This is a genomic window from Paenibacillus sp. IHB B 3415 (genome assembly GCF_000802655.2).
GTDB classification, from domain to species: Bacteria; Bacillota; Bacilli; order Paenibacillales; family Paenibacillaceae; genus Paenibacillus_AQ; species Paenibacillus_AQ phytohabitans.
Window position 1 is genome coordinate 83496 of the sequence record NZ_JUEI01000060.1, and the last position, 15142, is coordinate 98637.

At 55.1% G+C, this 15142-nt stretch carries 12 protein-coding genes; 11 read left to right on the forward strand and 1 reads right to left on the reverse strand.

The genetic code is table 11. The features are described 5' to 3' along the window. The first annotated feature begins 9 nt into the window (after positions 1 to 9). From QW71_RS24450 to QW71_RS24485, 8 genes are all read left to right on the forward strand, one after another. A complete protein-coding gene (locus QW71_RS24450) occupies positions 10 to 765 on the forward strand; it encodes an SDR family NAD(P)-dependent oxidoreductase (RefSeq protein WP_160311836.1) in 756 nt (251 codons plus the stop codon). An 18-nt stretch (positions 766 to 783) separates the two neighbouring features. After that, positions 784 to 1623 (forward strand): amidohydrolase family protein, encoded by an 840-nt coding sequence (locus tag QW71_RS24455; protein ID WP_052770161.1) that lies wholly within the window; start codon positions 784 to 786, stop codon positions 1621 to 1623. Beyond that, entirely contained in the window at positions 1574 to 2998 is a 1425-nt protein-coding gene (locus tag QW71_RS41860) for a dihydroxy-acid dehydratase (protein ID WP_268794632.1), read from the forward strand. Before QW71_RS24455 ends, QW71_RS41860 begins: the two co-directional genes overlap by 50 nt. After that, positions 2880 to 3557: a dihydroxy-acid dehydratase gene (locus QW71_RS41865; protein WP_268794633.1), complete on the forward strand. Its 678-nt coding sequence runs from the start codon at positions 2880 to 2882 to the stop codon at positions 3555 to 3557. The genes QW71_RS41860 and QW71_RS41865 overlap by 119 nt, the downstream gene beginning before the upstream one ends. A gap of 57 nt (positions 3558 to 3614) precedes the next feature. Then, positions 3615 to 4631 carry an NAD(P)-dependent oxidoreductase gene (locus tag QW71_RS24470; RefSeq protein ID WP_039305283.1) on the forward strand — a complete coding sequence of 339 codons (1017 nt, stop codon included), beginning with the start codon at positions 3615 to 3617 and terminating at the stop codon, positions 4629 to 4631. Further along, positions 4631 to 5701, forward strand: coding sequence for a dihydrodipicolinate synthase family protein (locus QW71_RS24475; RefSeq protein WP_039305137.1), 1071 nt, complete (start codon positions 4631 to 4633; stop codon positions 5699 to 5701). The genes QW71_RS24470 and QW71_RS24475 overlap by 1 nt, the downstream gene beginning before the upstream one ends. 93 nt (positions 5702 to 5794) lie before the next feature. After that, on the forward strand, positions 5795 to 8725 hold the full coding sequence (locus tag QW71_RS24480) for an insulinase family protein (RefSeq protein ID WP_039305140.1): 2931 nt from the start codon (positions 5795 to 5797) through the stop codon (positions 8723 to 8725). Between the two features lie 312 nt (positions 8726 to 9037). Then, positions 9038 to 10087 (forward strand): Atu2307/SP_0267 family LLM class monooxygenase, encoded by a 1050-nt coding sequence (locus QW71_RS24485; protein ID WP_039305143.1) that lies wholly within the window; start codon positions 9038 to 9040, stop codon positions 10085 to 10087. A gap of 388 nt (positions 10088 to 10475) precedes the next feature. Here QW71_RS24485 and QW71_RS24490 read toward each other — a convergent pair whose 3' ends face one another. After that, positions 10476 to 11363: a fructose bisphosphate aldolase gene (locus QW71_RS24490; protein ID WP_039305146.1), complete on the reverse strand. Its 888-nt coding sequence runs from the start codon at positions 11361 to 11363 to the stop codon at positions 10476 to 10478. Between the two features lie 173 nt (positions 11364 to 11536). Between QW71_RS24490 and QW71_RS24495 the strand changes: the two genes are divergently transcribed. The 3 genes from QW71_RS24495 (at position 11537) to QW71_RS24505 (ending at position 15114) form a co-directional block, all read left to right on the forward strand. Continuing rightward, a complete protein-coding gene (locus QW71_RS24495) occupies positions 11537 to 12196 on the forward strand; it encodes a hypothetical protein (RefSeq protein ID WP_039305286.1) in 660 nt (219 codons plus the stop codon). 300 nt (positions 12197 to 12496) lie between these two features. Continuing rightward, a complete protein-coding gene (locus tag QW71_RS24500) occupies positions 12497 to 13738 on the forward strand; it encodes an RICIN domain-containing protein (protein ID WP_039305151.1) in 1242 nt (413 codons plus the stop codon). Positions 13739 to 14124: 386 nt separating this feature from the next. After that, positions 14125 to 15114 (forward strand): esterase family protein, encoded by a 990-nt coding sequence (locus tag QW71_RS24505; RefSeq protein WP_052770162.1) that lies wholly within the window; start codon positions 14125 to 14127, stop codon positions 15112 to 15114. Positions 15115 to 15142 lie beyond the last annotated feature (28 nt).

Consider the following 15142-nt stretch of genomic DNA (forward strand, 5'->3'; position numbering starts at 1 on the left):
TACATGAGGATGGCTGGAAAAAGAGTGCTGGTAACAGGCGCAGGGCGGGGTATCGGGCTGGCGATTGCCCGCCGTTTCCTGGAGGAAGGGGCACGCGTGATTCTGCTGGACCGCAGCGAAGCAGAGCTGCTCACTGCCGCTGATGAACTGGCAGACTACAGCGGAAGCTGGAGCGCGGAGGTCTGCGATCTGCGGGACCCGGCACAGCTTGAGGCGTCTGCGGCCAGGGCATTCGCACATTTTGGCGGAATCGACATCGTTGTGAACAATGCAGGAATTGCCTATAGAGAATCCTTTCTCGATATTTCCTTGGAGCATTGGAATACGGTTTTCGAGATCAATGTCCGTGCGGTGTACAGGCTTGGCCAGCTGGCCGCGAGGCAGATGATTGGCCAGGGCGGCGGCGGTGCAATTATCAATATGAGCTCCAAAAACGGAATATCGGCCAGCGCGGAGCTTGCCCATTACAATGCTTCCAAGGCAGCCGTTATCCTGCTGACAGAGTCTATGGCGGTAGAGCTGGCTCCGTATGGTATCCGGGTCAATGCAGTGGCGCCGGGCTTCGTGGATACCCCGCTGGACCGCAGGCTGCGCGAGGAAAGCGGACTGCCGTCCCATTCGGAGCATACTCCGATGAAACGGGCAGCGGCTCCAGAGGAGGTGGCGAACGTGTTTCTCTTCCTGGCCTCAGACGAAGCAGCGTATGTGACGGGGGAAACGGTCCGTGTAGATGGCGGACATCTGGCTAACGGAAGTGAATTGTAGCTTGAAGGAGGTGCAGAGATGATTTTTGATTCACACACTCATTTGTTTGGACCGGGAATGGTGGCAGGACCTACGGATGCCGCGATCAAGCGCGCCTGGGGCCCGGATATGAATATTGAGGCTACACCGGAGCAGCACCGGGGCAACCTGGAAGGGTTCTCGGGAGCCATAGTACTGGCGATGGCGGCGTCTGCGACCGGGCTGGTGGTGCCGAATGAATATGTGGCGGAATACTGCCGAACGGACCCGGGAAGGCTGTTTGGTTTTGCCAGCGTAGATCCGAATGATCTGGACTGTGTAGGCAAGTTCGAAACGGCTGTCCGTGAGCTGGGGCTGAAGGGACTGAAGCTGGCCCCGATCTATCAGAACTTTTATCCGGAGGATCCGAAGCATATGGCGCTCTATGCTAAGGCGGAGCAACTGAACGTTCCGGTTCTATGGCATCAGGGAACCTCCTTTGTCCCGGAGGGATATCTGGATGCTTCCCGCCCGGCGATGCTTGATCCAATTGCCAGGGCTTTTCCGAAGCTGAAAATGATCGTAGCCCATATGGGTCACCCATGGGTGGATGAATGCATCTCGCTGGTGCGCAAGCATCCTAACCTGTACATGGACGTGTCTGCACTCGGCAGCCGTCCGTGGCAATTCTATAATGCACTGGTCTCCGCTGCGGAATACGGGGTGCAGGACAAGCTGCTGTTCGGTTCGGACTATCCGTTCTTCGGTACGCAGCAGATGCTGGATGCCTTGTACCGGATCAACGATCCGGTAGAGGGAACCAAGCTGCCGCGTGTGGCGGAGGATTTCATTGAAGACATTATTCACCGGCCGACACCGGAAATCCTCGGGCTGGTCTAATTTGTACAACAGCAGGCTGGAAGCCAAAGGGAGATGGAGCATGGAGGAGCATACGGAAACCAGCCGGGCGGACAGTGCCGGGAGCGGTGCTGCCGGACGCAGACTGAAGAGTGAAGCCTATTTCCAGGAAAAAGATCTGTGGGGCTTCATTCACCGTTCGTTTACAAAGTCGATGGGATATACAGAAGAGGATCTGCGGAAGCCGGTCATCGGCATCTGCAATACCTTCAGTGAACTGAACAAGTGCCATTCGCACTTTAATGAGCTGGTGGATTATGTGAAGCGCGGGGTCTGGCAGGCTGGCGGGGTGCCGATGGAATTCCCGACGATTTCGATCGGCGAGCCTTATGTCAAGCCGACAACGATGCTGCTGCGCAACCTGATGGCGATGGACACGGAGGAAATGATGAAGGGCCATCCCATAGACGGGGTGGTGCTGCTCGGCGGCTGTGACAAGACGGTGCCTGCCCAGCTGATGGCAGCGGCAAGTGTGAACATTCCGGCCATTGTGCTCACGGGCGGGCCGATGCTGAACGGCCGCCTGGGCGGACGCAGCCTGGGGGCCTGCACCGACTGCTACGGCTTCACGCTGGAGCATAAAGCGGGAAATCTCACCGATGCGGAGCTGGCGGTGGCGGAGGACGCCATCTGCCGCAGCGACGGGCACTGCATGGTGATGGGCACAGCCAGCACCATGGCCTCGATTGCCGAAGCCATTGGCATGGCGCTGCCGGGGTGCGCGGCGATCCCCGCGCCGGACAGCCGCCGCAGGCATCTCTCCGAGCGGACCGGCAAGCAGATTGTGGAGCTGGTGCGGCGGGATATCCGCCCGCGCGACATCATGACGGCAGAGGCAATGGAGAATGCCATCACGGTCACGATGGCCAGCGGCGGCTCCACGAATGCCATCATCCATCTGGTGGCGATTTCCCAGCGGCTGGGCCGGAAGCTGCCGCTGGAGACATTCGATGACATCAGCCGCCGGACGCCGTTCATTCTGAATTTGCGGCCTTCGGGCAAGTATCAGATGGAGGAGTATTTCGAAGCAGGCGGCGTGCCTGCGCTGATGAAGGAGCTGGAGCCGCTGCTGCACGGCGGCTGCCTGACCGTAACCGGCCGGACGGTTACGGAGAATCTGGTCCAGGCGGTCACGCTGGACCGGGATGTGATCCGCAGCGTGGCGGAGCCGCTGGACAGAGAGGGCGCTGCTGCACGGCGGCTGCCTGACCGTAACCGGCCGGACGGTTACGGAGAATCTGGTCCAGGCGGTCACGCTGGACCGGGATGTGATCCGCAGCGTGGCGGAGCCGCTGGACAGAGAGGGCGGAATTGCCGTGCTGCGCGGCAATCTGGCCCCGGACGGCGCGCTGATTAAGCAGACTGCGGTATCAGCGCATCTGAAGCGGCACACCGGGCGCGCCGTGGTGTTCGAGAGCCCGGCGGACCTCCAGCTGCGGATCGACGACCCGGAGCTGGAGGTGGATGAGCACAGTGTACTGGTGCTCAAGAACGCCGGCCCCAAAGGTGCGCCCGCGATGCCGGAGATCGGGCAGATCCCGATTCCGCAGAAGCTGCTGGTGCGCGGCATAAGAGACATGGTCCGCATCTCCGATGCACGGATCAGCGGCACCTCCTACGGCGCCCTGATCGTGCATGCGGCGCCGGAGGCGGCTGTAGGAGGAACGCTGGCGCTTGTACAGGACGGTGATGAAATTGAGCTGGATATTGCCGCGAGAAGGCTGGTCCTGAAGGTGCCGGACGGGGAGCTGGCCCGGCGGCAGGCTGAGTGGAAGGCGCCGGAGCCCCATTATGACAGAGGCTACGGCCTGCTGTTCCATGAGCGGGTGCTGCAGGCGAATCTGGGCTGTGATTTCGATTTCCTGCTGCCGGCAGAGCTTCGCCGGGAGCTGCTGGACGGAGCCAAGCAGGACTAACCATAAATCTTACCCACCTAAAGGAGAAATCTTATGCAAATGCCAACGCAAGCTGTGATAAAGTCCGTTCAGGGGCTGGAAGACCGGCTGGCCCGTCCGTCTGCCGCACTGCTGGAGGAGCTCGCCCGGCTCGACGGGGATATCATGCTGCTCGGAGTAGGCGGCAAAATGGGTCCGAGCCTGGCCAGGCTGGCCGTGAATGCCATCCGGGAGGCCGGACTGGACAAGAAGGTGATTGGCGTCTCCCGCTTCTCGAATGAGGCATTGAAGCAAGAATTAATTGAAGCCGGAGTGGAGGTGATCGCGGCGGATTTGTCTGACGACAGCGCGCTGCGGGCACTGCCTGACACGAAGAATATCCTGTACATGGCCGGCAATAAATTCGGCACAACAGGCAATGAGCATTTCACCTGGATGATGAACGCCTATCTGCCAGGGCGTGTGGCGGAGCGCTTCCGCGATTCGCGGATTGTCGTCTTCTCGACAGGCAATGTCTACCCGTTCACGCCGGTGGGCCAAGGCGGAGCAACAGAACGCACCTCACCGAATGCGAACGGCGAGTATGGACAGTCCTGTCTGGGACGGGAGCGGATCTTCGAGCATTTCTCGCATAAGAACAATACGCCGATGTTCATCTACCGGCTCAATTATGCCATAGATTTGCGCTATGGCGTTCTGCTTGAGCTTGCCCGATCCGTTAAGGAGCAGCGGCCCATCGATCTGACGATGGGGCACGCCAATGTCATATGGCAGGGAGATGCCAATGAGCTTGCCCTGCGCGCCTTGCTCCGCTGCAGCTCACCGCCGAATGTCATGAACATCACCGGACCGGAGACGGTATCTCTGCGCTGGGCGGCCACGGAAATCGGCCGCAGGCTGGGAACTGAGCCTGTCTTCACGGGTGCAGAAGCCCCGGATGCCCTGCTGAGCAATGCTGCCAAAGCAGCGGCTTCCTTCGGGTATCCCCGGGTATCGCTGGCACAGATGATCGATTGGGTGGCGGACTGGGTGGCTTCCGGCAGCGAGACCTGGAACAAACCGACACATTTTCAGGAACGGGAGGGCAACTATTAATGGGAGCGAGCAGACAACCGTTAACTCCGGAGCTCTATGAAGCGCTGCATGAAGGTCTGGCGATTCCGGCACATCCCCTGGCCCTGACGGCAGAACGCAAGCTGGATGAACGCCGCCAGCGGGCATTGACCCGTTATTATATCGCCTCCGGGGCAGGCGGAGTTGCTGTGGCCGTGCATTCCACGCAGTTCGAAATCAGGGACCCCGGGATCGGGCTGCTGGAGCCGGTGCTTAGGCTTGCTGCGGAAGAAGTGGAGCGTGCCGGCCTTACCCGTCCTTTCATGAAGGTGGCAGGCATATGCGGAGACACGGAGCAGGCTGTCCGGGAAGCGCAGCTCGCGGCAGGTCTGGGCTATGAGGCGGGACTTCTCAGCATGGGCGGACTGCAGGACTGGAGCGAGGAGCAGCTGCTGGAACGCACCAGGAGAGTGGCGGATGTGATTCCCGTCTTCGGCTTCTATCTGCAGCCTTCCGTGGGCGGCCGGATCTTAAGCGTTGACTTTTGGCGGAGCTTTGCAGAGATTGAAGGCGTTATCGCGATCAAAATGGCACCGTTCAACCGTTATCAGAGCCTCGATGTGGTCCGGGCGGTGATCGAGTCCAGCCGCAGCAGCGAAATCGCTCTCTATACTGGCAATGACGATAATATCGTCACGGATCTGCTCACCACCTACCGCTTCAAGGTTAACGGGGAACCCATGGAGAAGAAAATTGTCGGCGGGCTTCTCGGTCACTGGGCGGTCTGGACAAGCAAAGCGGTTCAACTTCTGGATACGATCCGAAAAATCCGCAATGAGGCTACCCTGTCATCCAGCTGGCTGACCCTTGGCATTGAGGTGACCGACAGCAATGCGGCATTGTTTGATCCGGCCCATCAATTTCACGGCTGTATTCCGGGCATTCATGAGGCGCTGCGCCGCCAGGGACTGCTTGAGGGCTTATGGTGCCTGAATCCGGAGGAGCAGCTCTCACCCGGGCAGCTGGAGGAGATCAGCAGAGTCAGCAGGGATTATCCCCATCTCACGGATGATGAATTCGTGGCAGCACATTTGGAGGAATGGCTCCGGTAAAAGAGGTGTCCGCACATTCCCCAGTGGAACCCGAAAGCCCGGATATGATAAGCTCATGGCATCAGGCCAGCCCTGAACCAAGGAGGGAAATCTATGAGCAGCTTAATCACAGGCCAAGTCTATTCCGGGTTTCAAGTCATGCATCAGGAGTATATCAGGGAAATCGAATCCTCGGTATATACGATGGAGCATCAGCAGAGCGGCGCGCGGCTGCTATACGTACAGAATCAGGATGATAACAAGGTGTTCAGTGTCAGCTTTCGGACTCCGCCTGCGGACAGCACGGGAGTGTTTCATATTCTGGAGCATTCGGTCCTGTGCGGCTCGGATAAATATCCGGTAAAGGAACCGTTTGTAGAGCTGTTGAAGGGCTCGATGAAAACATTTCTGAACGCCTTTACCTTTGGCGACAAGACGATGTATCCGGTGGCCAGCCGGAATGAACAGGACTTTGCCAACTTAATGGAGGTTTATCTGGACAGCGTGTTCCAGCCGAACATTTACAGCCAGCGGGAGATTTTTGAGCAGGAGGGCTGGCATTACGAGCTGCCGCGCTCCGGGGATGAGCTGATCTATAAGGGTGTCGTCTACAACGAGATGAAGGGCTCTTATTCCTCACCCGTCACGGTATTAATCGACCGGATCAAAAAGTCGCTCTACCCGGATACGGTATACCGGCATTCCTCCGGCGGAGACCCGGAACATATCCCTGCGCTGACCTATGAGCAGTTCCTGGAGGCGCACAGCCGTTATTACCACCCGTCCAACAGTTATTTCTATCTATATGGAGACTTGAATATCGAAGCGAGGCTGCAATTAATCCACGAGGAATACCTCAGCCGGTATAACCGCAAGGATATCGATACGGGGATTGCCCTGCAGCAGCCGACAGGAATAACCGGGCTTACGGCGGAGTACCCCATTCTGGAGACCGAAACCGCCGCTGATAAGACATACGTGAGTTTGAACTATGTAATCGGAACCTCCCAGGACCGGGAGCTGAATCTGGCCTTTGCCATTCTGAAAAGCATGCTGATGGACAGCAACGCCGCTCCGCTGAAACAGGCTTTGCTTGAGAGCGGACTCGGCAAGGATGTGGTCTCTTTCTATTCCGACAGTATGGTCCAGCCTATGCTTGGCATTGCCTTGACCCATTCTAATCCCTCCGCCAAAGAGGCCTTCGTGGATCTGGTCAGAACGACGTTAAGCCGCCTTGCCGCGGACGGGCTGGATAAGAAGCTGGTACTGGCTGCGGTGAACAGCAAGGAATTTGAACTGCGGGAAGCAGACTTCAACCAGTACCCGAAGGGCCTGACTTATAATATGGAAGTGATGAAGGCCTGGCTGTATGACGGCTTGCCGTCCACGTATCTGGAGTATGAAGCAGCAATTGCGGCTATCCGCGAAAAAAGTGCAAACCGGTATTTTGAGCGGCTGATCGAGACCTACCTGCTGAATAGCGACCACTGCAGCGTCGTTGTCCTGAAGCCTTCCCAGACCCTTGCGGCAGACAAGGAAGCGGCGGCCCGCAGCTGTTTGGCTGAGTATAAAGCCTCGTTGACGCCGGTACAGCTCGAAGAGCTGGTGCTGAATACGCAGAAGCTGCTGGCCCGGCAGAACCGTCCGGATGCCGCGGAGGATCTGCAGAAGCTTCCGAAGCTGTCCCTTCAGGACATTGACCGCAGCGCTCCGCCCGGGGTGCCCACCCAGGAGCATAGGCTGGATGGAATCAGAGTGCTGCATCATGAAGCGGCTGCGGGAACCATCGCCTATATTAAGCTGTATTGGGACACCCGGGTTCTGGAGGCAGAACAGATTCCTTATCTGGAACTGCTGGGGAGGGTGCTGGGGCAACTGGAGACTGCGGCCTACAGCATTGAAGAGCTGACCAGTGAAATCGGGATCACAACCGGCGGCATCCGGTTTCAGAATGAGATATTTGGGGCCGGTAAAGCTGGCGAAGGAAGCTACCAGCCCAAATTCAGCGCCCGCATCAAAGTCATGCAGGGCAACATTGGCGGTTCCCTGAAGCTGCTGCACGAGCTGCTCTACAATAGCAACTTGAATAATTTATCCAAGCTGCAGGAGATTGTCCGCCGGGAAGCCTCCGGCATGGAAGCAATGCTGAACCAGAAAGGCAATGAAATCGCAGCCGGCCGGGTGCTCTCTTATTTCACGGATAGAGGTATGTATGAGGAGCAGCTCGGCGGTATGGCCTATTACCGCTTCATCAAAGAGCTGGCCAGCCGGATTGACCAGGAGGCTGATCAGCTGGCGGATACTCTGAAGGGAATCTGCGGGGTTCTGTTCAATACGCAGAATGTAACACTGTCCGTAACCGGAACGCTGGATACGTATGCGGAATTCACTGCACACCTGGCGCAGCTGGACCTGCGGGACCAGCAGGTTCAGTTCATGCCGCTGCTGTCTGCGCAGGACCAGGCGGGCAACGAAGGGTTCATGTCTGCCAGCCAGGTGCAGTATGTGGTCAAAGGGTATGACTTCACGAAGCTTGGGTTTGCTTATTCCGGCAAGCTGCAGGTGCTCAAAAGAATCCTCAGCCTGACCTACCTGTGGAATGCTGTCCGGGTCAAGGGCGGAGCTTATGGCGGCAATCTCGTTCTGCGCAGAGACGGTGTGCTCCTGTTTACTTCTTACCGTGATCCGAATTTGCAGGAGACGCTGGAGATTTATGACCGGGCATATCTGTTTGCTGGGGAATTTGCAGCAGATGAAGAAGAGATGACGAAGGCGATCATCGGCACGCTGGCGATGGTAGACCAGCCGCTGAGTCCCGGCGCACAGGGCCGGCAGGCGGACCGGCATTATTTCGAGCAGATTACCGGTGCAGACCTGCAGCAGGAACGGAATGAAATTCTGTCAACAACCTCAGGGGATATCAGGCAATATGCCGGCCTGCTTCAGACGGTGACGCAGCAGAATTACTTCTGTGTGGTCGGCAACGAGTCGAAGCTGAAATCGGTCCGGGATCTATTCGGCAGCCTGGAGGAACTGGTGAAGTAATTGGCGTATTCTTCTGCAGTCCCGGTTAATATAACCGGGACTGTTTTCAGGTTATAGAGTAGCGGTGATGTATCTCCAGAAGGCTATTACAGACCGCCGGTTATGCCGAACTCGCCCTAGGTTAATCAGCAAGGCAGCCCAAGGCGGCGGGGGACTCCGGTTTTTTGCCGCGCGGAAATTTAGTTTTTGAATATTTAACTATTTAGATTTAAAATATAAGGATTACTGACTAAGCGTATGCTTTCGAAGCAAGTTTTGCGAAGGGGACTCCCATGGAGCAGATGCTAACATAACTTTTAGGAGGAACAACAAGTGGAACTTGGAATAAGCACCTTTGTCGAGACAACGCCTGATGTGAATACCGGTGAGACCCTGAGCCACGCGCAGCGGCTGCGTGAAGTGGTGGAGGAAATCGTGCTCGCGGATCAGGTGGGACTGGATGTATACGGCGTAGGTGAGCATCACCGGCCTGATTTTGCAGCTTCATCGCCTGTGGTTCTAATGGCTGCTGCTGCACCGCTGACGAACAGAATCCGCCTGACCAGTGCAGTCATGATTCTGTCCTCAGCTGATCCGGTGCGTGTATTTCAGGATTTCGCCACACTGGACGGGATTTCGAACGGCCGTGCCGAGATAATGGTAGGCCGTGGCTCGTTTGTGGAGTCGTTTCCGTTATTCGGCTATGATCTGAAGGATTTTGAAGCACTGTTTGACGAGAAGCTGGATTTATTGCTGAAGCTCCGCGAGTCGGAGAAGGTGACCTGGAGCGGGAAGCATCGTCCAGCGATACATAATCTGGGGATTTACCCGCGTCCGGAGCAGAATCCCCTGCCTGTATGGATTGCGAGTGCCGGAAGTCCGGAGTCTGCGGTCCGTGCCGGCACACTGGGCTTGCCGTTTGCCCTGGCGATTATCGGCAATGTGAATCCTTCGGATTATGCTACGCATGTACGGCTGTACAAGGAAGCAGCGGCCAAGGCCGGTCATGATGTGTCACAGCTGCCGATTGCCTCGCACTCCCATGGCTTCATCGCGAAGAGCAATGAGCTGGCGCTAGAGAAATTCTTCCCGTCCACTCACGCGCGGACGAATGTCCGGGCTGTGGAGAAGGGGCTGCCGCCTTATCACCGTGCGGATTATGATGTGGCGAGCAGCTTTGACGGAGCGTTATATGTTGGCGATCCGGAGACGGTTGCCCGCAAAATCATCCACCTGTACCAGCACGTGGGGATTACGCGGTTCCTGCTGCATGTGCCGCACGGCTCCATGCCGCATGCGGAGGTCATGGAGGCCATTCGCCTCTTCGGAACTGAAGTAGCGCCAATTGTGCGGGCGGAAGCCGCTCGTTTGAAGAACGTATAGCTGCTGTTGCCGCGAGAAACTTCTCGTTGATCGCAAAATCCTGCACAAAGTACAACATTTTCTTCACTAACCGGCGCTAATATGGAATATGTTGTATGAAATACAGCATTACTCCTTCTCCAAGCGGTTTAGCGGGAGAATTCCTGTATTTCATACAACAATTCACCCGTAGCCCCAGGCATCGCAGGCTCAAAGTTGCAATCCTTACAACATTTTAGATTATTCCGTTCCGATGGACCTTTAGCAATGGGGCGGTTACTGCTTTGGGGTTGGTCTTATGTTTGGCTTATATAACCAAGAGACCCCGCCCGGGGGTCTTCGTCTGCTAATCAAGCAACTCTATAGATTGGGTGGGAAACTTAAGAGAAAAGGCGGAGCGGTGGAGGCTTCAAGTTATGGAAGCCTCGTAGATCGCAAGGGTGGACGCAGCAAGTATGCTATTAAATTCATCGTCACTCTGCTGATCGCTGAGGCCCTGGGACAAGGCGCGCGAGAAGCTGGCGATGAGTCCATGCTGGCGGGCCAGCTTCTCATTCGCTTCTGCCTGGGTATAGCCCCCGGATAATGCCACGATGCGGACTACATGCGGATCTGCGGCGAGTTCGCTGTACAGATTATCTTCAGTCGGAAGTGACAGCTTCAGCATGACCTTGACGCCATCCTCAAGGGCAGCTAACCGGGCGGCTAATTCGCGCTTCAGCAGCTGCTCGGACTCTGCTTTGTCCGGGCTGAGAATGTCTACTTCCGGTTCGATAATCGGAACCAGCCCGTAACCGGCGATTTGCTCCGCGACAGCAAACTGCTGTTCTACGACTTGCCGGATACCCTCCGCGTTAGCTTCATGGATTACTGAGCGCATCTTGGTGCCGAAGATGTTCCTCTTGACCGCCCGTTTCAGCAGGTCATCAAGACCGGGAATGGGCTTCATGAGCTGAACCCCATTTTCCAGCTCGGCTAGTCCCTGATCGATTTTCAAAAAAGGCACGATGCCTTTCTGTTCCCATAAATAATCGGCGGTTAATTGTCCGTCTATGAAACGGTCCATCGTGTTCTCAAAAAGAATAGCGCCGAGGATATGCTCCGAATTAAATGCGGGACTCTGAATAATACGTGTTCTCATCCCGTGGACCATCGCGTACATCTCTTCATCACCGGAGTAGCGGTCTTCCTTAATGCCGTATTGCAGCAGCGCTTTGGGTGTGCTTCCCCCGCTCTGATCCAGAGCAGCTATAAAGCCCTTGCCTGTGTGAATTCTGTCCAATTGTTTCGTATTCATGGATATTTGTCCTTCCCTTCTACGAAATGAAATGGTGACTCCATCTGTTTAGTATAGCACTTTTGGTTAGGGACATACATTTGAGCCAGCAGAGCTTTCCATTTGAGTTGAGAGATATGATATGTTACCTTGTTCAATAGGATGGTATGATAGGAAGCGGGGTGAAAATAATTATGACAAATGAAACAACCAATGAGACAGCCAATGAGACAACCAATGAGGCAACAAACGGGGAAGCAGAAGCTGCCGAGAAGGTCATGACCGAAGAGAAATGGAACGAGCTGCTGAAGGCTGTTTTTCATAACGGCATTGTAGCTCTAAAAATGAGTTTCAGTGAAGTGGAAGGCCAGGTTCTGAATTTGGATACTTACGGCCCGGTGTTTGTGTATCGTGTCAAGGACAGTGCCAACGATGATTATTACTGCGGGTTCTTCCTTCGTGAGTTGGCCGGCAGATTCCAGTCCGGAAGCAGTCCGGAGATCTGGATGGCCTCCTTCTTCCACGAATTGATGAAGACCAAGGGAGGCAACTCCTTGCCTAAACCTCTTCCGAGTGAAGAGGAAGCCAAGGCTGTTGTTGATAATGTGCTGGTACCCATGTGCATCGCCGCTGTCCGTGAAGAGTTCGCACCGGAGCAGGTCCATGCAGGCCTGGCCTTTAACCCGGAGCACGGACCGGTCTTTGAAGCAGGATTCCCTGCAATCACTGATGGGAACAACGTATGCGCGATCCCGCTTCATCTGTTGCTGACGCATTTGCAGCTGAACCGCGATCCTTCGGAGCTGCTGCTGCAGGGCTTGTACAAAATCCGTGAAGAGCACGGAATGGAGTAGAAATACAGGTAAGAGCATAAGATAAGCACAGGCCGCTCCTCTATGGAAGCGGTCTTTTGCTGCAAAGATAAGAGATTATAGGTTCCATGCGGTCACTCCTCCTTCCGTTTCTGCCGGGTTCGCTGAATTGTCAAAATTACAGTTCTTATTGGGAGTAAAAACGATATATATGGGGTGTAGCGGATGAAGACGTTCTCAAATGCCATTTTCGAAACCGGTTGGGTTAGGTTTCAACTGCACGAACGTACGCGTGCATTGAAATAGGATGGGCAACCTTGAATAGCAAAGAGGAGGACAACGATGTTGAGAAGAGGAAAAGTCTTACGTTTGTTTCTGCTGTTCACGCTTTTGATCGCACTGGTGCCTACGGGGAATTCCAGCGCAGCTTCAACCTGGAATCTGGCCTGGAGCGATGAGTTCGACGGCTCTTCCCTGAACACCGCCAACTGGACTGCCGAGACCGGCACCGGCAGCGGCGGCTGGGGAAACAATGAATTGCAATATTATACGAACCGGGCACAGAATCTGCAGGTTACCGGCGGCAACCTTGTAATCACAGCGCAGAAGGAATCCTATGGCGGCATGAACTATACCTCAGCACGGATCAAGACGCAGGGCCTCAAGAATTTCACCTACGGCAAAATAGAAGCCAGAATCAAGCTGCCTTCCGGTCAGGGGTTATGGCCTGCATTCTGGATGCTGGGCTCCAATATCACCACGGCCGGCTGGCCGGCCTCCGGGGAAACGGATATTATGGAACGGGTGAATAATAACGCCTTCGTCAACGGTACAGTGCATTGGGATGCAGGCGGGCATGCCGAATATGGGCAGGTGTCCGGAAATCTGGATTTCTCCCAGTATCATGTGTACAGCGTGGAGTGGGATTCAAAATATATCAAGTGGTTCGTTGACGGCAACCAGTTCAATCAATTCTATATTGAGAACGGAACAGGCAATACAGAGGAATTCCAGAAACCGTTCTTCCTGCTGCTGAACCTTGCGGTAGGCGGCAATTGGCCGGGTGCACCGAACAGTGCTACCAGCTTCCCGGCACAAATGCTGGTTGACTATGTGCGTGTGTATCAGGCAGGCGCTCCATCGACCGGCATTGTCAGCGGCGGAGTATACACATTAATGTCCAAAGTAAGCGGCAAAGTGCTGGATGTGAAGGATGTCTCCACGGCAGACGGGGCCAAAATGCACCAGTGGACTAATTATACTGCCAGCAACCAGCAATTCAGAGTGGAGAGTACAGGGGATGGCTTCTACAAGCTTACTGCGATGCATAGCGGGAAGGTGCTGGATGTTCCGAATGCCTCCACTTCAAGCGGAGTCCAGCTGCAGCAGGCTAATGACAATGGCAGCAATGCCCAGCGCTGGAGCATCATCGATGTAGGCGGCGGCTACTACAAGCTTATATCCAAAGCGAGCGGGCTGGCTATGGATGTCTCCTCGTCCTCTACAGCGGATGGTGCGGCAGTGCAGCAATGGACCGACAACGGAACAGATGCCCAGAAGTGGCTGCTCACGAAGATTAACTAGAGAAGCCTTGCGCTAACTCTAAGGTCCATACTGCCTTCCTGCTCTTCAGACCGGGATGCGAATGGAGATTGTTTATAGATAGGGACGAAAAAACCTAAGGTCCATACTGCCTTCCTGCTCTTCAGACCGGGATGCGAATGGAGATTGTTTATAGATAGGGACGAAAGACCGCGGAAGCTGCGGTCTTTCGTGCTTGTATATGCTTGTACGTGCTTGTATTAGAAATAATATTATTCAAAATGGATGTTCTTGCTGAAGCGGACTGGGTTCCAGCTTGATCCAGCTCCAGCCGGCAGAATAGTTATACCACATACATTCATTGATATGATAATGTTTAATGTAAGCGTTATTATACGGTGGAATAAATAGAATATTGGAGGCGATTTATGCAAAGCCGCGGAAATGCCAGGTCTAAGCTAATGGTGCTAACGATGCTAATCATGCTAATATGCTGCATGTCGCTTGTGAGTTGTTCTTCCGGTACTGATTCAGCGGCCGTCCAGACAGCTTCCCCGGAAGCGTCCGCAACCGCAGCTGAAGGGACTGCGTCGGCAGCACCGCTGCAGACCCCCGGAATTCAAAATTTAACGTTTCACAGTGAGGCGCTGGATCAGGAGATGCGGCTCAGTATCTACCTGCCCGAAGGCTACAGCACGGAGCAGCGTTATCCGGTCCTCTATCTCATCCACGGCTACGGCGGCAAAGAAACGGATATGATCGCTGGCCTCGGGCTGCATCTGAATGCAGAAAGGCTGGCCCAAACCGGTCAGATCAATCCGCTCATTATCGTCTCCCCGCAGATGGATAACAGCTATGGGCTGAATTCTTCTCCTACATATGCAGTAAATGATCCGGGTGATCCCCTGACGACCTATAACGGGATGTATGAAGATTATCTGGTGAAGGATGTTGTGAATTATGTGGATTCGCATTTCTGCACGTTAGCTGAGCGGGATTCGCGCTATATTGGCGGTATTTCAATGGGCGGCTTTGTCAGCCTGCATGCCGCGCTGCTGCACAGCGATGTTTACAGCAGGGCAGGCGGGCATAGCCCGGCACTGTTTCTGGATGACTGGTCTTCGGTGGGCGGTGAATACGGCCTGATCAGATTCCTGTATCCGACAGAAGCGGAGCGGCAGGAACGTGATCCGCTTATTTTGGCGAAGGATAGGGATTTAAGGGGTCTGGCAGTATACCTGGATTGCGGGGAAGAGGACAGCTATCGGTTCTATGAAGGTGCAGAGCAATTATATACACTGCTTAAGGATAAGGGCGTGCCGGTTGAATATCACTTAAGAGCAGGGAAACATGACGGGGAGTACTGGAGAGCCCACTTGGATGAGTATTTAATTTTTTATGCCGGAAGGACTAACTGACGATGATGCTTACGAATTATAAATTGAA